General features: G+C 58.6%; 10 protein-coding genes and 11 pseudogenes. 11 read left to right on the top strand and 10 right to left on the bottom strand.

The window, feature by feature from the left end; genetic code table 11:
* Positions 1–8: 8 nt before the first annotated feature.
* From N7E01_RS12325 to N7E01_RS12280, 10 genes and pseudogenes are all read left to right on the top strand, one after another.
* Positions 9–1562 carry a benzoate-CoA ligase family protein gene (locus N7E01_RS12325; RefSeq protein WP_289173082.1) on the top strand — a complete coding sequence of 518 codons (1554 nt, stop codon included), beginning with the start codon at positions 9–11 and terminating at the stop codon, positions 1560–1562.
* A gap of 24 nt (positions 1563–1586) precedes the next feature.
* Positions 1587–2399 carry an alpha/beta fold hydrolase gene (locus N7E01_RS12320; RefSeq protein WP_289173081.1) on the top strand — a complete coding sequence of 271 codons (813 nt, stop codon included), beginning with the start codon at positions 1587–1589 and terminating at the stop codon, positions 2397–2399.
* 102 nt (positions 2400–2501) lie between these two features.
* Positions 2502–3660, top strand: a pseudogene (locus N7E01_RS12315) (ABC transporter substrate-binding protein).
* 46 nt (positions 3661–3706) lie between these two features.
* Positions 3707–4587: pseudogene (locus N7E01_RS12310) on the top strand (branched-chain amino acid ABC transporter permease).
* A 69-nt stretch (positions 4588–4656) separates the two neighbouring features.
* Positions 4657–5588: pseudogene (locus N7E01_RS12305) on the top strand (branched-chain amino acid ABC transporter permease).
* Positions 5589–5598: 10 nt separating this feature from the next.
* A pseudogene (locus N7E01_RS12300) lies at positions 5599–6407 on the top strand (ABC transporter ATP-binding protein).
* A pseudogene (locus N7E01_RS12295) lies at positions 6343–7049 on the top strand (ABC transporter ATP-binding protein). The pseudogenes N7E01_RS12300 and N7E01_RS12295 overlap by 65 nt, the downstream one beginning before the upstream one ends.
* An 88-nt stretch (positions 7050–7137) precedes the next feature.
* A pseudogene (locus tag N7E01_RS12290) lies at positions 7138–8456 on the top strand (IS1380 family transposase).
* An 836-nt stretch (positions 8457–9292) separates the two neighbouring features.
* Positions 9293–9541 (top strand): type II toxin-antitoxin system CcdA family antitoxin, encoded by a 249-nt coding sequence (locus N7E01_RS12285; RefSeq protein ID WP_289173080.1) that lies wholly within the window; start codon positions 9293–9295, stop codon positions 9539–9541.
* A complete protein-coding gene (locus N7E01_RS12280; RefSeq protein ID WP_289173079.1) occupies positions 9541–9846 on the top strand; it encodes a CcdB family protein in 306 nt (101 codons plus the stop codon). The genes N7E01_RS12285 and N7E01_RS12280 overlap by 1 nt, the downstream gene beginning before the upstream one ends.
* A gap of 55 nt (positions 9847–9901) precedes the next feature.
* Here the strand turns inward: N7E01_RS12280 and N7E01_RS12275 are convergent.
* The 9 genes and pseudogenes from N7E01_RS12275 to tkt all read right to left on the bottom strand — a co-directional run bounded on the left by N7E01_RS12275 (position 9902) and on the right by tkt (position 19646).
* Positions 9902–10932 (bottom strand): annotated as a pseudogene (locus N7E01_RS12275) (L-threonylcarbamoyladenylate synthase).
* Positions 10929–12109: pseudogene (locus N7E01_RS12270) on the bottom strand (5-(carboxyamino)imidazole ribonucleotide synthase). Before N7E01_RS12270 ends, N7E01_RS12275 begins: the two co-directional pseudogenes overlap by 4 nt.
* Positions 12110–12118: 9 nt before the next feature.
* Positions 12119–12631, bottom strand: coding sequence for a 5-(carboxyamino)imidazole ribonucleotide mutase (purE, locus tag N7E01_RS12265; protein WP_289173078.1), 513 nt, complete (start codon positions 12629–12631; stop codon positions 12119–12121).
* A gap of 13 nt (positions 12632–12644) precedes the next feature.
* Positions 12645–13523 carry a phosphoribosylaminoimidazolesuccinocarboxamide synthase gene (locus tag N7E01_RS12260; RefSeq protein WP_289173077.1) on the bottom strand — a complete coding sequence of 293 codons (879 nt, stop codon included), beginning with the start codon at positions 13521–13523 and terminating at the stop codon, positions 12645–12647.
* Positions 13524–14588: a class II fructose-bisphosphate aldolase gene (gene fba, locus N7E01_RS12255; protein ID WP_289173076.1), complete on the bottom strand. Its 1065-nt coding sequence runs from the start codon at positions 14586–14588 to the stop codon at positions 13524–13526.
* Between the two features lie 37 nt (positions 14589–14625).
* Positions 14626–15252: a molybdopterin adenylyltransferase gene (gene mog / locus N7E01_RS12250; protein ID WP_289173075.1), complete on the bottom strand. Its 627-nt coding sequence runs from the start codon at positions 15250–15252 to the stop codon at positions 14626–14628.
* Between the two features lie 38 nt (positions 15253–15290).
* Positions 15291–16488: pseudogene (locus N7E01_RS12245) on the bottom strand (phosphoglycerate kinase).
* 84 nt (positions 16489–16572) lie between these two features.
* Positions 16573–17586: a type I glyceraldehyde-3-phosphate dehydrogenase gene (gap, locus tag N7E01_RS12240; protein ID WP_289173074.1), complete on the bottom strand. Its 1014-nt coding sequence runs from the start codon at positions 17584–17586 to the stop codon at positions 16573–16575.
* A gap of 14 nt (positions 17587–17600) precedes the next feature.
* Positions 17601–19646: a transketolase gene (gene tkt / locus N7E01_RS12235; protein ID WP_289173073.1), complete on the bottom strand. Its 2046-nt coding sequence runs from the start codon at positions 19644–19646 to the stop codon at positions 17601–17603.
* 201 nt (positions 19647–19847) lie between these two features.
* Between tkt and N7E01_RS12230 the strand changes: the two are divergent.
* Positions 19848–20578, top strand: a pseudogene (locus tag N7E01_RS12230) (16S rRNA (uracil(1498)-N(3))-methyltransferase).
* Between the two features lie 4 nt (positions 20579–20582).
* Here the strand turns inward: N7E01_RS12230 and N7E01_RS12225 are convergent.
* Positions 20583–21036, bottom strand: a pseudogene (locus N7E01_RS12225) (barstar family protein).
* Position 21037: the final 1 nt, after the last annotated feature.

The raw sequence follows: 21037 nt of genomic DNA, 5'->3' as shown, positions 1-21037 counted from the left end.
GACAAATCATGCAAGCCTGCCCTGCAGAACTCAACTACGCCCATTACCTGGCTGAACTGAACCAGTCGCGCGCGGCCAAAACCGCCTATATCGATGACCATCGTCAGATGACCTATGGCGAACTGGCCGAACGTACGGCCCGCTTTGCAGGCGTGCTGGCCTCAATGGGAATTCGTCGGGAAGAACGCATTCTGCTGGTCATGCACGACACCATAGACTGGCCTGTCGTCTTCCTGGGAGCCCTGCACGGGGCCGTCGTGCCCGTTGCCGTCAATACGCTGCTCACGCCAGAAGACTATGCCTACATGCTGGAACACAGCCGGGCGCAAGCCATCTTCACTTCGCCGGCACTGCTCGAGACCGTACAAAAAGCGGTCAGCCTGTCCAATAATGAAGTCAAACACCTTGTTGTCGCTGACGGCGGTGACACTCTGCCAGAGGGCGTAGAGCGCTTTGAAGATTTGATGGCTGGCGCAACGCCTGTTCCCGGCGTCAAAACCAGGTCTGACGAAATCGCGTTCTGGCTCTACTCCTCGGGGTCAACCGGCCAGCCCAAAGGGGTGGTTCATTGCCACGCCAACCTGTGGTACACCGCAGAACTTTACGGCAAGCCGGTACTGGGCATCCAGGAAGACGACGTGGTGTTCTCGGCCGCCAAGCTGTTCTTTGCCTACGGTCTGGGCAACGGCCTGACCTTCCCGCTGTCTGTCGGTGCAACCACCATCTTGATGGGAGAACGCCCGACGCCCGACGCCGTTTTCAAACGCCTGACTCAACACCAGCCCACCGTGTTTTACGGTGTCCCTACCCTTTACGCCAGCATGCTGGCTTCGCCCAAACTGCCGGCACGCGAAGCCGTCAACCTGCGCGTCTGTGCATCCGCAGGGGAAGCCCTGCCCAAAGACCTGGGTGACCGCTTCACACACCATTTCGGCTGCTACATTCTTGATGGCATTGGCTCAACCGAGATGCTGCACATTTTCATCTCGAATCAGGCAGGCAGCGTACGCTACGGCACCACGGGCAAACCGGTCCCGGGTTACGAGATCGAACTGCGTGACGACCAGGGCAAACCGGTTCCTGTGGGCAGCATCGGTGACCTGTACATCAAAGGCCCGAGCTCGGCCATCATGTACTGGAACAACCGCAGCAAAACCCGTGAAACCATGCTGGGCGACTGGCTGAAAAGCGGCGACAAATATATTTGCGATACCGACGGCTACTACACGTATGCCGGCCGCAGTGATGACATGATCAAGGTCAGCGGCCAGTACGTGTCTCCTGTCGAAGTTGAAAATATTCTGGTACAGCACGCGTCTGTGCTGGAGGCTGCGGTGATTGGTGTAACCGACGAGCAGGGCCTGGTCAAAACAACGGCCTACGTCGTACTGCGTGAAGGCAAAACCAACGACGGCAACATCGAAACCGAACTGCAAGCCTACGTCAAATCGCAGCTGGCCCCCTTCAAATACCCGCGCCACATCCACTTTGTTGATGATCTGCCCAAAACGGCAACCGGTAAAATCCAGCGCTTCCGCCTGCGTCAGCTTGAAGGACGCTGAACTTACACGTCATTGTCAGACATCATGAACATCACCAACAAAATGCTGCCGATCCAGGTTCTGGGTCGCGACTACGACATTGAATGCCAATTGATCGCGCCCGAAAAAGCCGATCGTCCCTTGGTCGTCTTCCTGCACGAAGGGCTCGGCTCGGTTGCGCTATGGCGTGACTGGCCCGCACAATTGTGCGAGCTGGCCAACTGCCGCGGCCTGGTGTTTTCGCGCTATGGCTACGGCAATAGCACGCCACGTCCAGCCGACGAAAAATGGCCGGTCAGCTACATGCACACCCAGGCCGAGCTGTTCCTCCCCGCCGTACTGGAAGGGCTGGGTCTGGACAATGAGCGCCCGGTTTTCTATGGCCATAGCGATGGCGGCTCGATTGCGCTGCTTTATGCTGCCATGTACCCTGAAAAAACGGCAGGTATTGCCGTGGCGGCGCCACACATCTTCGTTGAAGACATCACCGTGTCCAGCATCGAGCAGGCCCGCCAGGCGTACCTGACCACCGACCTGCCCAAACGTTTCACCCGCTATCATCAAAACCCCGACCTGACTTTCTGGGCCTGGAACGATATCTGGCTGAACCCGCAGTTCAAATTCTGGAACATTGAAGATTATCTGCCCAAAATTCAATGTCCGGTTCTGGCCATTCAGGGGAAAGACGATGAATACGGCACTCTGGCCCAAATCCAAGGGATTCACCGGGTAGTCAAAGACACAGAACTCTGTATTATTGACGCCTGCCGACACTCGCCCCACAAGGATCAACCTGAAATCCTTAACCAGGCGATGCTGAAATTCCTGGCGAAGTTCAACCCGGTTTCAGCCTCATAGGCACCCCATTCAGGCCATTAAAAAAACAATAACAGGCCCCCTTTTCGGCGCAACATTGCGCCCGCTGCAGTACTTTTTTCACAACACCAAGGAGTAGACAAGATGAAAAAAGCATTAACCGGTACCGCCCTGGCCATTGCCATGGCTTTTGGCGCGGGCTCTGCTGCCGCAGAAGTCAAAGTCGGCTTCATGCTGCCTTACAGCGGCACCTATGCCCAGCTGGGTGAAGCCATTGAAAACGGCTTCAAACTGTATGTGCAAGAACAGGGCGGCAAGCTGGCCGGTCAGGAAGTGACCTACTTCCGTGTTGACGATGAATCCAACCCCTCCAAAGGCCCTGACAACGCCAACCGCCTGATCAAGCGTGACCAGGTCGACATCCTGGTTGGTACGGTTCACTCGGGCGTGGCCATGGCGCTGGCCAAGGCGGCTACCGAAGCCGACACCACCCTGATCATCCCGAACGCCGGTGCCGGCGCCCTGACCGGCCCGCTGTGCAGCAAGAACGTGTTCCGTTCGTCGTTCTCGAACTGGCAACCCGGCTATGCCATGGGTGTCGCCGCCGCTGAAAAAGGCCACAAAAACGCAGTCACCATTTCATGGAACTACGCGGCCGGTAAAGAATCCACCGACGGCTTCAAAGAAGCGTTTGAAAAAGCCGGCGGCAAAGTCGTCAAACACCTGGCCCTGCCCTTCCCCAGGTTGAGTTCCAGCCACTGCTGACCGAAATCGCTGCGCTTAAACCCGATGTGGTCTACACCTTCTTTGCCGGTGGCGGTGCCGTCAAGTTCACACAAGATTACGCTGCTGCGGGCCTGAACAAAGACATCGAACTGGTTGGCGCCGGCTTCCTGACCGACGGTACCCTGAAAGCCCAGGGTGAATCGGCACAAGGCTTGTTGACAGCACTGCACTATGCCGACAACCTGAACACAGAACGCGACAACGCCTTCCGCGAAAACTACCGGAAAAACTTCCCCAAGCTGCCGCCCGATGTGTATGCCGTTCAGGGCTACGACGCGGCACAAATGCTTGACGCCGGCCTGAAAGCCGTTGGCGGCGATGTCTCCAAAAAGACGCCATGCGTGAAGCGATTCGCAACGCCACCATCGACAGCCCACGCGGCAAGTTCACCCTGTCCAAATCGGGCAACCCCGTGCAAGACATGTACCTGCGTCAGGTCAAGGGTGAAGACAACGTTCTGGTCAAGGTTGCCGTCCCGGCACTGGCTGACCCGTCCGTTGGCTGCAAGATCCAGTAACACCAACAAAACCAACAATAAAACAAGCAACACCTGAGGAGGCCTTGTGGACCCGGTCATATTTTTAATTCAGTGCCTTAACGCCATACAGTACGGCTTATTGCTGTTTCTGGTTGCCAGTGGGTTGACGCTCATTTTCGGCATCATGGGCATCATCAATCTGGCACACGGCAGTTTTTACATGATCGGGGCCTACATGGCCTTCGCCCTTGAACCCTTGGTCTCGCAGTATCTGGGCGGGGGTTCCTGGCCACAGTGCTGGCCTGCATTCTGTTGGCCGCACTGCTGGGCTATTTTCTCGAATGGGCGTTCTACAGTTACCTGTACCACCGTGAACACCTTCAACAGGTGCTCATGACCTACGGGCTGATTCTGGTGTTTGAAGAACTGCGCAGTATCATCATCGACAACGACGTGCATGGTGTTTCAGCGCCTGCCTGGCTCAGCGGCACCGTTCCGCTCAGCGATGTCATGACCTACCCGACCTATCGCCTGTTCATCTCGGCCGTCTGTATTGTGGTGGCTGTCCTGATGTACTGGCTGCTGTCGCGCACCCGCCTGGGCATGATGATCCGTGCCGGCGCCAGCAACCGTGAAATGATCAATTCGCTCGGTATCGACATCAACCGGCTGTTTCGTATTGTGTTCGCGCTGGGGGTCGCCCTGGCCGCTCTGGCGGGCGCCATTGCCGCACCGGTATCGTCGGTCTACCCCGGCATGGGCAATGCCATCATCATTATCTGCTTCGTCGTGGTTGTCATTGGCGGTATCGGTTCGATCAAGGGTGCATTCATTGCCGCCATGCTGATCGGTTTTGTCGATACCTTTGGCCAGATTCTGTTCCCGCAGGCTGCGGGCGTGCTGGTCTACGTCATGATGGCGGCCATCCTCCTTTTCAAGCCCGAAGGGCTCTTCAAGCAAGGCTGACGAAGTATGCAACGCTCATTCCGTAACATTCTGGTGCTGGTACTGGTGGTGCTGGTCGCATTACTGCCCATGGTCACCACCGATTACTACACCGCTCTGGTCGTCAAGATCATGATTTACGCGCTGTTTGCGCTCAGTTTGCAATTGCTGGTGGGCTGTACTGGCTTGGTCAGCATGGGCCACGCCGCTTTTTCGGCATTTCGGCGTATGCCGTCACGCTGTTATCCCCTGAATATGTCGCAGGCAACATGCTGTGGCTGGTGCCCGCCGCTATCGGCTGTGCCATGGTGTATGCCCTGGTCACCGGCGCGCTGGTTTTGCGCACCAAAGGCGTGTATTTCATCATGGTCACACTGGCCTTTGCCCAGATGGCCTATTACGTCTTCCACGATACCAAGCTAGGTGGCGGCAGCGACGGCATTTATCTGTACGTTCGTCCGCAATTGCGCCTGGGTGACTGGGTCTTGCTCGACATCAGCAATAACTACACCTTCTATTTGTTCACACTGGGCTGCCTGCTGTTCGCCTGGGCCTTCCTGGCCATGCTGATGCGCTCCCGTTTCGGCGCGGCCCTCACCGGCATTCGCGTCAACGAGCAACGCATGCGAGCCGCTGGTTTCTCAACCTTCGGCTACAAACTGACGGCCTACGTCGTAGCGGCCGGGTTTGGTGGCCTGGCCGGTCTGCTGTACGCTGCCAAAGACGGTTACGTCAACCCCGAACTGATGGGTTGGGAACAATCGGGGCTGGTGCTGTTCATGGTTATTCTTGGGGGTGTCGGCCGGCTATGGGGCGCCATCATCGGTGCCGTCGGCCTGATCCTGTTGCAAGAGTTTTTCCAGTCTGCCGCGATTTTCGGTTCGTTTGCCATCCACTGGCACCTGACCTTTGGCCTAGCCATTATTGCCCTGGTTGCGTTCATGCCCAACGGGTTGATCGGGCTGCCCGAACAGTTGCGTGCGCGGCGCAACCGCACGACCTCATCGGCAACGGCACATTAAGGGTTCAGACATGTCTCAAATACTTTTATCGGCCAAAAATATCACGCGGCGTTTTGGTGGCCTGGTCGCCATCGATAATGTCTCGGTTGATCTGAAACAGGGTTCGGTACACGCGGTCATTGGCACCAATGGCGCGGGAAAATCCACACTGATCAATGTCCTTTCGGGTGAAATACCCCCAGCGAGGGCAGCATCATGATGCTGGACAAAGACATCACGCAATGGTCTCAACCCGATCGCGCCCGTGCCGGGCTGGGCCGCAGCTACCAGCGCACCACCATTTTCCCTTCGCTGACAGTGCACGAGAATTGCCGCTTGTCGGCACAATCCAACCATCAAAAGTTCTGGAGCTGGGCTACACCGGCCAGCAAGTGTACATTCAGCAACGAGGCGGCCCAACGTGCGCTTGAGGCGGCTGGCCTGGCCGAGTTTGCCCATACCAAGGCCGGTCTGTTGTCTCATGGCGGCAAGCGGCAACTTGAAATTGCCATGTGTCTGGCCACGCACCCCAAAGTGCTGCTGCTCGACGAGCCGCTGGCCGGAATGGGGGCTGAAGAAACCGACCGCATGCTGAACTTGCTTGATTCCCTGAAGAAAGAACATGCGATCTTGCTCGTTGAGCACGATATGGACGCCGTGTTCCGCATCTCTGACGAGATCACGGTCATGGTCAATGGCTGTGTAATTGCGCACGGTGCACCTGACGATATCCGTACGAATCCTGAAGTACAAACCGCCTACCTGGGGAAGAAGAATGACCGTCCTGATCGACGCCCAGGGCATCAATACGCATTATGGGCAAAGCCACATTCTGTTTGATGTCAATCTACAGATCAATGCGGGTGAATCGGTGGGTTTGCTGGGCCGCAATGGCATGGGCAAAACAACGCTGATCCGTACCCTGATGGGGCATTTGCGACCTACCGCGGGTAACATCAAAATTCGCGGCAAAGACCAGACCAAGGCAGAGCCTCATCAGGTTGCCCGCCAGGGGTAGCATATGTGCCCGAGGGGCGTGGCATTTTCCCGAATCTTGATGTGCGCGAGAACCTGATGGTTGCTGCCCGGCAAGGGGTCAATGGCCGCAATGACTGGAATTACGAGCGGGTTCTCGAAACATTCCCGCGGCTTACCGAGCGTTTGGGCCATGGGGGCAGCAGCTTTCGGGGGTGAGCAGCAGATGCTGGCGATTGGCCGTGCGCTGATGACGAACCCGGATGTCCTGATTCTCGATGAGGCGACCGAGGGCCTGGCACCGCTGATTATTGCCGAAATCTGGCGAATTATCGGCACAATTCGCGATACCGGGGTGGCGACGCTGATTGTTGACCGGAATTATCGCAAGGTACTGGCGAATACGGATCGGTGTGTGGTGCTTGAAAAAGGGTGGTGGTTGAACAGAAGGACAGCGCCACGCTGATCAATCAACCGGATTTGCTGACGAGGTATCTGGGGGTTTAGCCCGGAAATTTCACCAAAGGAATCGGCGCATACCTTTAAGCCCGCATAAAATCGAGGTGCGAAACAAGATTTTGGGAAGGTAGCGCCGATGCCAAATCGTACCACTGAAGAGCTGAACTTTGGGCGCCTTGGACGCCGTCATTTGCAGGCCAATTTCCAGGGTGGAGACCTCAGTTCCGATGGCGGGCTGATGCTGTTGCGACAGATTGATGCACGCACCGGTTTGTCGCGTCTGGCCGCCAAGGCCCTGACCGATCGGCGTGCCGGGGTCGGATTCGCCACCGCCTGCGCGATCTCATCGCCCAGCGCCTGTATGGCCTGTGCTGCGGCTACGAAGACCTGAACGATCACGACACGCTGCGCTCGGACCTGTTGATGCAAACGGCCGTCGGGCGCGATCAGACACTGGCCAGCTCGCCCACACTCAGTCGGCTCGAGACCGGTGCCAGCCGCGCCGATGCCTGGGCGCTGCATCAGGTTCTGGTCGAGCACTTCATTGCCAGCTTTGCCAGCCCACCCCAAGAGTTGATTCTGGATGTCGACGCCTCGGATATCCCGTTACATGGTGAACAGGAACTCAAACAGTTCCATGCCTATTACGACCACCACTGCTACCTGCCGCTGTACGTGTTCTGCGGCCAGTCGATGCTGGCCTGCCTGCTGCGACCCAGCCGCATTGATGGTGCCCGGCATGCGTCGGCCGTGCTGCGGCTGCTGGTGACGCGGCTGCGTCAAGTCTGGCCGCAGGTGAAGATCATCATCCGGGGCGACTCCGGGTTCTGTCGTCAGCGGCTGCTGCGCTGGTGCGAACGGGCCAATGTGCAGTACATCATCGGCCTGGCTCGCAACACCCGCCTTCAGGCGCGTGTAAAACTGGCCGAACAGGTACTCGAGCGTGACTACCGACGCACCGGGTCCAAACAGCGCCTGGTCAGCGAATTCATCTATGCGGCCGCCTCCTGGAACCGACCGCGACGCGTACTCACCCGCTTGGAATACGGCGCCCAGGGCGTGAACCCGCGCTTCGTCGTCACCAACATTGCGGGTTCTGAGGCCGATGCGGTACAGCTGTACGACCAGCTGTATTGTGCCCGGGGTGAGGCCGAGAACCGCATCAAGGAAGCTCAGCTCGACCTGTTCGGCACCCGCGCCAGTTGCCACCGATTTGCGGCTAACCAATTCCGGCTGCTGCTGGCTGCGCTGGCCTACACCCTGATGCAGCGCCTGCGCGAATTGGCCTTGCGCGGCACAGAACTGGAACGGGCCAGCGCCGCCACCATCCGCGTGCGACTGTTCAAGATCGGGGCGGCCATCGTGCGCAATACCCGGCGCGTTCGAATCCTGTTGGCCTCACACCATCCCTTGCGCCACGTGTTCGCCCACGCGGCACACGCCATGGCCCCGTAGTTCTGAAAAAGTGCTGTCCCCGGCACGCTATAAAGCCATGGGGGTTGGGGCAATTGCGCCTGTGGCATCAAAAACACCATCCGCGCCATCATCTTGTCTTCGCTGCGAACGACTCCAGCCAGAGCGGCCAAAAAACGCTCGGATCACTTGGCTGATGAAAAGTCCGGGTTAGAAACGATGGGCGGCTTTGATCGGCTGCCGGGTTTGGGAACGGCTGCTTTTTGGGTGGCCGTTTTCTTTTGAGGCTTGGGTTCAGGCTCAGGTTTTTCGCAGGCGCTGCGTCGGCGTGATCAGGACAGGCCCTGCGGGACAAGAGCCCGGCCCCTTCGGGGCTTCCCGCATTGGGGCCACTGGCCGAGGCGGGCGCTAAACTCGCCAGCTCGACCCTCTGGGTCGAAAACGCTGGCTCAGACACCGCGCCCTTGCCTCCTCGGCCAGCGGCCCCAATACGGCGGGCTCAAGCCCTTGTGCCTATCCCGACCACACCGACGCTGAGTTTGGAAATTGGGAGAATAAAAACTAATTTGGATAGTAACTGACAACGGCTTAAATACTGGCTGAGCATAACTGAAAGCCTGTATTCACAGGCACCATACCGCACGACATGTTGCCTGAACAAAAAGTGCTGTCTGCGTACTGCAACTACTCTTCAAGGATTAAAAGCAGCGGCAGCGCGGCCGATGCGATCGTTGACGGCTTGACAGGATGGCATTTGGGGTGGGCGTTCCAGCAGGATAAGATCGCAGGCCATGGCGTCCATGTCTCACACAAGTGCGCACATATAATATGTTGGAAAATATGCGCATCATTTGCGCCATTGCCTACGGAGACTCACGATGCACACCACAAATCAATCGCGCAGAACCACCAAGCGCGCAACCAATATTTCGCTGGCCGAAGACATTCTGGCCCATGCCAAAGCCTTGCACATCAATATTTCGCAAGCGGCCGAAGCCGGCATTACGCAGGCCATCGCACGCAAGCGCGCGGAGCTTTGGCTGGCCGATAATCACGAAGCCATTGAAAGTTCCAATGCCTTTGTTGTAAAGCACGGCCTACCCCTGGCGAATCACAGGATGTTCTGATGAGCCTTGAACGCTACAATCTTTACCCCAACCCGTCAGGCTCGGGGTACTTGCTGAATGTGCAGGCTGACATCATGCAACCATTCAACACACGTGTGGTGGTGCCATTGCTGCCCTTGAACGTCGCACCCAAACCTGCTGCCACACTGAATCCCTTATTCGATATTGATGGTGTTGAGCATGTCATGATTACACAGTACATGGCTGCAGTTCCGGCTAAGGAACTTAAAACCCCTGTATCCAGCCTTCAACATCACCACGATATTATCGTGGGGGCTATCGATTTTTTATTTCACGGGTTTTAGGCAGACCTGCCTCGCCACATTGCGTACTTGATTTAAGCCGCTTCATCTGTTGTCTTCAGGGGTTAAAGGCAGCGGCAGCGCGGCCGATGCGGTCGTTGACGGCTTGCCAGGATGGCGTTTGGGGTGGGCGTTCCAGCAGGATAAGATCGCAGGCCATGGCGTCCATGTCGCGCAGGCGAGCGTACAGGTCATGGGCGTACGCGTCGGCTTTCTGTGGGGCGCGGCACCAGTGCCAGCCGGTCTGGGCAAGGGCTTCGGGTGACAACGGTGGTTCGCCGAAGGCAAGGACGACACGGCGCGTCGTGTCTGCAGGCTGGCAAAGCATGGCGTCGAGCTCGGCGCGGCTGACCAGTTGCAAGGGGTGTGGGGCGCGTAGTGCGCTTTCAGGGAACCTGACACGCGAGGGGCGTCGGGGCCAGCCTGTTGCAAGGGCATGATGCCGATGACGTCGGCAATGTCTTTGGGGCTGATATGGCCGGGGCGCAACAGAACCGGCGGCGTCCCTGAGCCGACACGCGACAGGTCGAGGATGGTTGATTCGATACCGACCTGGGCGGCACCACCATCGAGGATCATTAGTTGGTCGGCGCCCAGTTCGGGAAAGCCGCTGCGTACGTGGTCGGCGGTAGTGGGTGAAACCTGGCCAAATTTGTTGGCTGATGGGGCGGCAACGCCGCCGTGACCGCCTTTAAGCGCGGCGAACTGCGCCAGCAAGGCTTGGGCGATCGGGTGTGAGGGGCAACGCAGGCCGATGGTGTCCTGGCCGCCACTGACGGCGTCAGGCACATGGGGTGCGCGATGCAGGATCAGTGTCAGGGGTCCGGGCCAGAAGGCTTCAACCAGGGACCAGGCAATGTCGGGGATGTCGCAAGCCCAGTAGTCGAGGCTGGCACCGGGGGCCAGGTGGACAATGACGGGATGGTCGGCGGGTCGGCCTTTGGCGGCGTAGATACCGGCGATGGCGTCGGGGTTTTCAGCGTCTGCACCGAGACCGTAAACGGTTTCGGTGGGAAAGGCGACCAGGCCGCCACCGACAAGCCGTCGCGCAGCCGCTTCAATGGGCTCGAGGTCGACGGGATATTTCATGAAAACGCGAGGCCGAGTGCCTGAGCCACCTGGCTGGCTTGCTGGCGGGCTTCGTCAAGCGTTGCGCCGGTAATGGTCACGTGCCCCATCTTGCGGCCTTTGCGAGCTTCAGCCTTGCCGTACAGGTGAAGTTTGGCGTGATCGGCACGCAGAACGCCCGCCCAATCGGGTTCACGACAGTTGCCTTTGGCATCGAACCAGAGGTCACCCAGAATATTGAGCATGATCGAGGCATCATGGCTGATGGTGCTGCCCAGGGCATGCCGGCCATCACCCTGACCTGCTGCTCAAACTGGCTGGTGATGCAGGCATCAATGGTGTGATGACCGCTGTTGTGCGGACGCGGGGCGACTTCATTGGCCACCAGGCGGCCGTCGTCGAGGACGAAAAACTCTACGCAGAGTACACCCCGATAGTTCAAGGCGATGGCAATTTTTTGCGCGGCCTGCGCGGCTTGCACGTAAAGGGCTTGCCGGCTTTCTGCAGGCACCGGGTCTACCGATGATACGGCCAGAATGCCATCGCGGTGCTCGTTGTGAGCCGGCGTATACACCACGCAATGGTCGTCGTGGCCACGGGCCATGACAACAGAAATTTCGTCGGCCAACGGCAGCATGGCTTCCAGGACACAGGGCACGGAACCGAACGCGGCGAAAGCATCCAGCGCTTGCTCGCGCGAGCTGACGCGCGCCTGGCCTTTGCCGTCGTACCCCAGGCGCGCGGCCTTCAGGATGCCGGGAAACAGAGTATCGGGGGCATTTTGAAGATCGGCTGCAACCAGAACGGGCTGATATGGGGCGACCGGGACACCTGCCTGCGTGATGAAGGCCTTTTCCTGGATACGATCTTGCACAACAGCCACGGCATCACCGGAAGGACTGACCGGGCAATGTTGAGCCAGGCGCCGCAAACTGTCGGCGGGCACATTTTCAAATTCAGTGGATACCGCAGCGCAAAGGCGACCCAGCTCGTCAAGCGCCCGGAGATCATCGTAGCTGGCCTGGATGTGGCGATCAGCCACCACACCGGCAGGGCAGCCGGCAGCAGGGTCAAGGACGGCCACTTTATAGCCCAGGCTTTGGGCGGCGTGGCAGAACATGCGGCCAAGCTGGCCACCGCCCACCATACCCAGCCAGCTGCCGGGTTGCACAGGCCAGGTCGAAGCAGAAGCGGTCATGATGTGTATCTAGGTAGTAGCAGGCGGCACCCGCATGTCGCGAGCGGCCTGGGTTTGGCGTTCACGGAACGCATCGAGCTTTTCGGCCAGCACTGTATCGGTGGTGGCCAGGCAGGCAATGGCATGCAGGGCCGCATTGGCTGCCCCAGCCTCGCCAATGGCAAATGTAGCGACCGGTACGCCTTTGGGCATTTGCACAATGGACAACAAAGAGTCTTCACCGCGCAGATAGCGCGACGGTACCGGTACGCCGAACACCGGCACGGGTGTCAGGGCGGCCATCATGCCGGGCAAATGGGCAGCGCCACCTGCACCGGCAATAATGGCACGCAAGCCGCGACTGCGTGCAGCGGCACCATAATCGGCCATGTCGGTGGGCATACGGTGCGCCGAGATAACTCGCGCCTCGTAGGACACACCGAAAGCATCCAGCATGTCGGTAGCATTTTTCATGACGTCCCAATCGCTGGAAGAACCCATGATGACACCGACAAGCGGTGCGGCAGTTACAGTAGCAGTCATAGAAGGCGGTGAATCAAGCGGTAAGACGGGTCAGGGCTTCGTGATACTTGGCAGCCGTCTTTTCAATAACGTCGGCAGGCAGACGCGGCGCAGGCGGGGTTTTGTCCCAAACCTGGGTTTCGAGCCAGTCGCGAACAAACTGTTTGTCGAAGGACGGCGGGCTGGTGCCCTCGGTATAGCCATCGGCCGGCCAGAAACGGGAAGAGTCTGGCGTCAGGACTTCGTCCATCAGGTGCAACTGCCCCGCATCATCGAGACCAAATTCAAACTTGGTGTCAGCAATGATGATGCCCTTGGTTGCCGCATAGTCAGAGGCTTCCGCATACAAACGCAAGGTGATGTCACGAATCTGTTCGGCCATCGCCTGACCGACTTCGCGCACGACATGAGCGAAGTCGACGTTTTCGTCGTGAGCCCCGACTTCGGCCTTGGCCGCAGGTGTAAAGATGGGCTGGGGCAAACGGCTGGCCTGTTGCAAGCCGGCAGGCAAGGTGATGCCGCAAACGGCGCCACTGGCCTGATAGTCTTTCCAGCCTGAACCAATAAGATAGCCGCGGGCAACCGCTTCAACCATAACCGGCTTGAGCCGTTTGACCACCATGGCACGACCCACCACCTGATCACGCTCGTCAGGGGTGACAACGTCTTCAGGGCGCACGTCGGTGCTGTGGTTGGGCACAATATGGGCCAGCTTTTTCAGCCAGAACTCGGTCAGTGAGGTCAGTACGGCACCCTTGCCCGGCACTGGATCATCGAGAATGACATCAAAGGCCGAAATACGGTCGGTCGCAACGATGAGCAGCTTGTCGTCGCCTACCGCATACATGTCGCGCACCTTGCCGCGTGCGATCAGCGGCAAGGAGGTAATGGAGGACTGGAGCAGGCCTGACATTTACTGTACTACCTGGGCCAGTTCGCCAGCAGCGTACTTGCGAGCCATTTCGTCGAGGGCAACCGGCTTGATCTTGGACGCCTGGCCGGCACAACCGAACTGCTCGTAGCGCTGCAGGCAAATACCTTTGGCCGCAATGCGCGCAGGCTTGAGGTATTCGCGCGGGTCGAACTTCGAGGGATTTTCAACGAAGAAACGGCGAATCGCGCCGGTCATGGCCAGACGGATGTCGGTGTCGATATTGATTTTGCGAACGCCGAACTTGATGGCTTCCTGGATTTCTTCGACCGGCACGCCGTAGGTTTCTTTCATGTCGCCGCCAAATTCGCGGATTTCAGCCAGAAGTTCTTGAGGAACGCTGGATGAACCGTGCATGACCAGGTGCGTGTTGGGCAGACGCTGGTGGATTTCTTTGATACGGGCGATGGAAAGAATGTCGCCGGTGGGCTTGCGGGAGAACTTGTACGCACCGTGGCTGGTGCCGATGGCAATGGCCAGGGCATCAAGCTGGGTTTTACGGACAAAGTCGGCAGCCTGTTCGGGATCGGTAAGCAACTGCTCAAGCGTCAGCTTGCCGTCGGCACCGTGGCCGTCTTCCTTGTCGCCTTCCATGGTTTCAAGCGAACCCAGACAGCCCAGTTCGCCTTCAACGGTAATGCCCAGTTTGTGGGCCATGTCGACCACTTTGCGGGTGACGTCAACGTTGTACTCGTAGTCGGCAATGGTTTTGCCGTCTTCCTTCAATGAGCCGTCCATCATGACGCTGGTGAACCCCAGGTTGATGGCGCCCTGGCAAATGGCCGGCGACTGCCCGTGGTCTTGGTGCATGACCACGGGCAGATGCGGGTAGCTTTCGACCGCTGCCTGAATGAGGTACTTGAGGAAGCCTTCACCGGCGTATTTACGCGCACCCGCCGACGCCTGCATGATGACCGGGCTGTTGGTTTCGTGCGCGGCCTCCATAATGGCCTGAACCTGTTCCAGGTTATTGACGTTAAAGGCGGGGATACCGTAACCGTTTTCGGCAGCGTGGTCGAGCAGCTGACGCATGGAAACGAGGGCCATGGAAAGACTCCTGATCAGAAAGAATAAGTAATGGGGGTCATTTTACCCGAACCGCCGACTTGGGACGGAAGGCTTTGACCACGTGTTCATGGGTTTCAATATAGGGGCCGCCGATCAGATCGATGCAATACGGAACGGCAGCAAACACACCGGCCACCAGGCTTTTACCCTGTTCATCCTTGAGCCCCTCAAGGGTTTCACGGATGGCTTTGGGCTGGCCAGGCAGGTTGATGATCAGCGCAGCATGGTCTTCAGTTTCCCGGACCACAGCCACCTGACGCGACAAAATTGCCGTCGGTACGAATTGCAGGCTGATCTGACGCATTTGCTCACCGAACCCGGGCATGACCTTGGTACCTACAGCCAGCGTCGCTTCAGGGGTGACATCACGTCGGGCGGGGCCGGTGCCACCGGTCGTCAACACCAGGTCGCACCCGACCTCATCGACCAGCTCAATCAGCGTCGCTGAAATGACCGTTTGCTCGTCGGGAATCAGACGAGCGGCAAACTGCGCACCGTTAAGCAGCGCGCCTTCGAGCCAGGTTTGCAAGGCGGGAATGCCCTGATCTTCGTACGTACCCGATGAGGCACGATCGGAAATGGACACCAGTCCGACCAGCAACTGGTCGGGATGGGCACGAACCAAACGTTTTTCAATCGACATAGAACCCCCTGTAGCAGAACAATAACGGCCCGTTGTATTTAGCCAGCAGCGCGCTGTTGCAGCACATCGACAGCGGGCAAGACCTTGCCTTCAAGGAACTCAAGGAAGGCACCGCCACCGGTCGAGATATAACCGACCTTGTCGGCGATGTTGTACTTGGCGATGGCCGCCAGCGTATCGCCGCCACCAGCAATCGAAAATGCGGCGGAGTCAGCGATGGCTTGCGCCACGACCTTGGTGCCATTGGCAAAGGCGTCAAACTCGAACACACCCACTGGGCCATTCCAGACGATGGTACCGGCCTGCTTCAAGATACCAGCCAAGGTTTGCGCTGTATCAGGACCAATATCAAGAATCAGGTCGTCTTCAGCCACATCGGCAGACGCCTTGACGGTCGCTTCAGCATCCGCACTGAACGATTTGGCACAGACCACGTCCGTCGGAATGGGTACACCGGCACCACGCTTTTGCATGATATCGATCACGGCACGGGCTTCCTCGACCTGATCGGGTTCGGCCAGTGATTTTCCGATCGGCAGGCCCTGGGCCAGCATGAACGTATTGGCAATACCACCGCCCACCACCAGCTGGTCAACCTTGTCGGCCAACGCGCGCAAGATCGACAGCTTGGTCGAAACTTTCGAGCCGGCCACAATCGCAACCATAGGGCGCACTGGGTTGTTCGAGCGCCCGACCCAGGGCGTCAAGCTCGGCTTCCAGCAAGGGGCCGGCACACGCTACCGGGGCAAAACGGGCTATGCCATGGGTCGTCGCTTCGGCCCGGTGTGCCGTGCCAAATGCGTCGTTGACATACACATCGCACAAGGCTGCCATCTTGCGTGACAGTGCTTCATCATTTTTCTTTTCGCCCACATTGCAGCGGGCGTTTTCAAGCATGACGACCTGGCCGGGTGCCACATCGACGCCGTCCACCCAGTCTGCCACCAGGCGTACCTCAGTACCCAGCAGTTCGGCCATACGGCGCGCCACGGGCGCCAGAGAGTCGTCAGGCGTGACCGTACCTTCTGTCGGACGGCCCAGGTGAGACGTCACCATAACAGCGGCACCGGCGTCCAGCGCCAGACGCACCGCCGGAATGGAAGCACGGATACGGGTGTCTTCAGTGATTTCGCGGGCATCGTTGAATGGCACGTTCAGGTCAGAGCGAATGAACACGCGTTTGCCAGCCAGTTGATTGGCCTTGGCCAGGGCAGAAAGGGTTTGAACGTTGGACATGGGAAAAATGAAAAGACAGTTTGAAAAGAAGGCAGACAGCGCAAGGGCGGGATGACCCCGCCCTTGCAGCACACAACCGGCGTATTACTTGGCCGACATCAGTGCAACTGTCGTGTCGAGCATGCGGTTCGAGAAGCCCCACTCGTTGTCATACCACGAGCAAACCTTGACCAGGTTACCGGACACTTTGGTCAGACCCGAGTCAACGGTGGACGACGCTGCCGTGTGGTTGTAGTCGACCGAAACCAGCGGCTCGTCGCTGTAATCGAGGATACCTTTGAGAGGGCCCGACGCAGCGGCTTCTTTCAGGATGGCATTGACTTCTTCAACCGTTGTTTCGCGGGCAGCCACGAACGACAGGTCAACGATGGACACGTTGATGGTGGGGACGCGCATCGCGTAGCCATCGAGCTTGCCATTGAGTTCGGGAAGAACCAGGCCAACCGCAGAAGCCGCACCGGTTTTGGTCGGGATCATGCTGGACGTGGCCGAACGTGCGCGGCGCAGGTCAGAGTGGTACACGTCGGTCAGAACCTGGTCATTGGTGTAGGCGTGGATGGTGGTCATCAGGCCATTCACCACACCCAGTTTCTGGTGCAAGGGCAATACCAGCGGAGCCAGGCAGTTGGTCGTGCACGATGCATTGGAAATAACGGTATCAGACGCTTTCAGAACGTTATGGTTGACACCGTAAACAACGGTTGCGTCAACATCGTTGCCGCCGGGTGCCGAAATGATGACTTTCTTGGCACCGCCCTTGATGTGAGCGCTGGCCGCCGCTTTGCTGGTGAAAAAGCCGGTACATTCGAGCACGACGTCAACGCCCAGCTCGCCCCAGGGCAATTCGGCCGGGTTACGGTTGGCCAGAACACGGATCTTGTCGCCGTTAACCACCAGGAAGTCGCCGTCAACCTCAACCGTGCCGGGGAACTTGCCGTGGGCGGTGTCGTAACGGGTCAGGTGGGCGTTGGTTTTGGGGTCGCCCAAGTCATTGATGGCCACGATTTCGATGTCGTGCTTTTTGCCGCCTTCGTAGTGGGCACGCAAAATGTTGCGGCCAATACGCCCATATCCGTTGATCGCTACGCGAATTGCCATGGTAAATCTCCTGTTTATAGAACCTGTTCGACTGCCGCCGCAACGTGTTCGGCGGTCAGACCAAAATGCTTGAACAACACCCCTGCTGGCGCCGACTCACCGTAAGTATCGATACCTACGACAGCCCCTTCAAGACCCACATATTTGTACCAGCCATTGGTGACGCCGGCTTCGACCGCCACACGCGGTATGCCGGCAGGCAGCACGACGGCTTTCCAGGCCGCATCTTGCGCATCGAAAACCTCGGTGCACGGCATGGACACAACGCGGACCGCAACGCCCTTTTCTGCCAGCTGCTTTTGTGCAGCCAGCGCAATTTCAACTTCAGAACCCGTTGCTATGATGACGGCCTTGAACCCTTGCGCATCGGACAACACATAACCGCCACGGGCAATGGCCTGCACCGTTGCTTCATCACGCGGAATAAACGGCAGATTCTGGCGTGACAGCAACAAGGCGGACGGACCGCCCGCACGCACCTGCATGCCGATGCTGGCCGGACGCGACACCGACTGAGCCCAGGCCACAGCAGTTTCGGTGGTATCGCAAGGACGCCAGACATGAAGGTTGGGAATCAGGCGCAGGCTGGCCGCGTGTTCGACAGATTGGTGGGTAGGGCCGTCTTCGCCCAGCCCGATCGAATCATGCGTGAACACATGCACCACCCGTTGCTTCATAAGGGCCGCCATGCGCAGCGCATTGCGGGAATAGTCGGAAAACGTCAGGAACGTGCCGCCGAACGGCAGATAGCCGCCGTGCAAGGCCACACCGTTCATGATGGCCGCCATGCCGAACTCGCGCACACCGTAGTTGATGTGACGACCGAACTGCAGGCCATCAGCGGTGGCGCGCACCGCCGTAGCACCTTTCCAGTCGGTGAAGTTGGAACCCGTCAGGTCGGCGGAGCCGCCCAGCATTTCAGGCAGCAACTCAACCAGGTCGGTAATGGCATTTTGCGATGCCTTGCGTGTTGCAATGGTTTCAGCACGCTCGGCCGTGGCACGAATAACGGCCTGGACCTGGGCCTCGAAACCGGCAGGCAAATCACCGGCCATGCGACGCTGCAGCTCGGCCGCCAGCTCGGGGTAAGCCTGCGCATAGGCCTCAAACTTTTCGTTCCATTCGTTCTGCCAGAGCTGACCCTTGATACGGCCGTCCCAGCGCTGATAGATATGCGCCGGAATCTCGAAGGGGGCGTGAGGCCAGTTCAGGGCCGCGCGTGTAGCCGCAATTTCTTCGGCACCCAGCGGCGAACCATGAACCTTCTCGGTGCCTTCCATGGTGGGGGCGCCCTTGCCGATAACGGTACGGCAGCAAATCAGGGTTGGACCCTTGCCTTGGGCAGCGTATTGTTTGGCCAGCTCGGTGGCCTGATCAACCGCCATGACATTGTGGCCGTCGACATTACGGATGACGTTCCAGCCATAGCTTTCGAAGCGGGCCGGGGTGTCGTCGGCAAACCAGTGCTCGACATTGCCGTCAATGGAAATGCCGTTGTCATCGTAATACACGATGAGCTTGGACAACTTGAGGGTACCGGCCAGCGAGCACGCCTCGTGCGAAATGCCTTCCATCAGGCAGCCGTCGCCCACAAAGGCATAGGTGTAGTGATCGACAACGTCGTGACCGTCGCGGTTGAACTCTTTGGCCAGCAAGGCCTCGGCCAGCGCCATACCCACGGCATTGCTGACACCCTGGCCCAGCGGGCCTGTGGTTGTTTCAACCCCCGCCGTAATACCGACTTCGGGGTGACCCGGCGTACGCGAGTGCAACTGGCGGAAATTGCGCAACTCATCGATGGGCAGGTCGTAACCACTGAGGTGCAGCAGGGCGTAAATGAGCATCGAACCATGACCATTGGACAACACGAAACGGTCGCGATTGGCCCAGGCCGGGTCGGCAGGATTATGGCGCAGATGGCGTGTCCAGAGGGCTTCGGCAATGTCGGCCATACCCATGGGGGCGCCGGGGTGACCGGACTTGGCTTGCTGGACTGCATCCATTGCCAGGGCGCGGACTGCGTTGGCCAGGGATGAATCTTGGGTGGGCGATTGGCTCATTTAACACTCGCAAAACGTGGGCGGGCCCGCAAACTAGGGCAAACCCCGATAAAGAAGGATTGCAAAGCCCGGCATTTTAACACCCCGGTAAGAATTAACCCGTTACATCCAAACCTAATACACTGCTTGATTCAAGCCCGCCGCCGTGCAAAACCACGCCCTGCGCCGCTATCCGATCACCTCGAAACCGTTGCCAACACTATGTCTTCGCCACGTTTTTACTGTCCATCTCCCTCTCGGCAAATCAGACTCTGCCGTTACCTGACGCGCTGACCCATCATGCCGTTCGCGTATTGCGGCTGAAAAACAACACCTCCATCGTACTTTTCGATGGATCAGGGGGACAGTACGATGCCCTTCTGGACATTGACGGCAAACAAGCCTGCGCTCATCTGGGCGACAAAAACCCGGTTGAGCGTGAATTACCCGGCACGATTACCCTGGTTCAGGGGCTGGCCTCGGGCGACAAGATGGACTGGATCATTGAAAAGGCGGTAGAACTGGGCGTTCACCGCATTGTGCCGATTGCGGCACGACGCAGCGTTTTGCAGCTGTCCGGCCCACGTCTTGAAAAACGCGTTCAACACTGGGAAAAAATCGTGCAATCAGCCAGCGAACAATGCGGGCGCAACAGACTGGCACACGTTACCGCACCCGTCACGCTGGCCGAGTTCTTCAACCGAGAGCCAACCAGCCTGACCTTGCTGTGCCACCCCGAGGCCCCGACGACGCTGGCCCAAGCACTTGCTGACAACCCCTCCACCGCCATTTCAATTCTGGTCGGCCCGGAGGGCGGCTGGTCGGACGAGGAGTTGCTGACGGCAGAAAAGAACGGGGCCACCCGCATTGCTTTTGGCCCGCGCGTGTTGCGCACGGAAACCGCCGGCGTTGCGATGGTGGCCGCCATCAGCGCCCTTCAGGGCTGGAACTGACCGGTTAACTGCCCGAATACGGCAACGGAGCGACACCTGGCTCGGGGTCGGGGTGCTTGCCGGCATGCTCGATGGCGAATACGAATACACGGCCATTGTTGGCCGCATAATCGACGACATCACGACAAACGGCCTCAATGGCCTTGGCATCTTCCGCCAAAGCCGGGTCGCCTGAATGCAGATTGTGAAACCACAAGCACAGACCAACCTTCTGATCGAGCACCGTGTCACACAGGCAATCGTACAAGGCGTCAAGATTACCGCCAAAAAACTCGGGGAAGTCGACGGCCTTGACCACTGCCCGCAAGACCGCCGAACGGCTGCGGGCACGGTCACACTCAACGACCTGGCAAGACAGCCCCAGCGCCTGGGCCTTTTCGGCCAGAGCTTCACGGGAGACAGACGCGGCATCAAGCTGCCCCCTTTTTCAGTTGATTTTCCAACGCGGTTTGAGTCATT

The organism is Neopusillimonas aromaticivorans (genome assembly GCF_030344915.1).
In the GTDB taxonomy this organism is placed as follows: Bacteria; Pseudomonadota; Gammaproteobacteria; order Burkholderiales; family Burkholderiaceae_B; genus Neopusillimonas; species Neopusillimonas aromaticivorans.
Note: the sequence above shows the minus strand (reverse complement) of the source record. Positions and strands in the feature narration are given on the sequence as shown.

Excerpts from the sequence above, each read along its gene's own strand:
- mog (WP_289173075.1), bottom strand. The coding sequence starts at position 15,252 with ATGTCGATTGAAAAACGTTTGGTTCGTGCCCATCCCGACCAGTTGCTG.
- gap (WP_289173074.1), bottom strand. The coding sequence starts at position 17,586 with ATGGCAATTCGCGTAGCGATCAACGGATATGGGCGTATTGGCCGCAAC.
- fba (WP_289173076.1), bottom strand. The coding sequence starts at position 14,588 with ATGGCCCTCGTTTCCATGCGTCAGCTGCTCGACCACGCTGCCGAAAAC.
- N7E01_RS12260 (WP_289173077.1), bottom strand. The coding sequence starts at position 13,523 with ATGTCAGGCCTGCTCCAGTCCTCCATTACCTCCTTGCCGCTGATCGCA.
- purE (WP_289173078.1), bottom strand. The coding sequence starts at position 12,631 with ATGACTGCTACTGTAACTGCCGCACCGCTTGTCGGTGTCATCATGGGT.
- N7E01_RS12325 (WP_289173082.1), top strand. The coding sequence starts at position 9 with ATGCAAGCCTGCCCTGCAGAACTCAACTACGCCCATTACCTGGCTGAA.
- N7E01_RS12280 (WP_289173079.1), top strand. The coding sequence starts at position 9,541 with ATGAGCCTTGAACGCTACAATCTTTACCCCAACCCGTCAGGCTCGGGG.
- N7E01_RS12285 (WP_289173080.1), top strand. The coding sequence starts at position 9,293 with ATGCACACCACAAATCAATCGCGCAGAACCACCAAGCGCGCAACCAAT.
- tkt (WP_289173073.1), bottom strand. The coding sequence starts at position 19,646 with ATGAGCCAATCGCCCACCCAAGATTCATCCCTGGCCAACGCAGTCCGC.
- N7E01_RS12320 (WP_289173081.1), top strand. The coding sequence starts at position 1,587 with ATGAACATCACCAACAAAATGCTGCCGATCCAGGTTCTGGGTCGCGAC.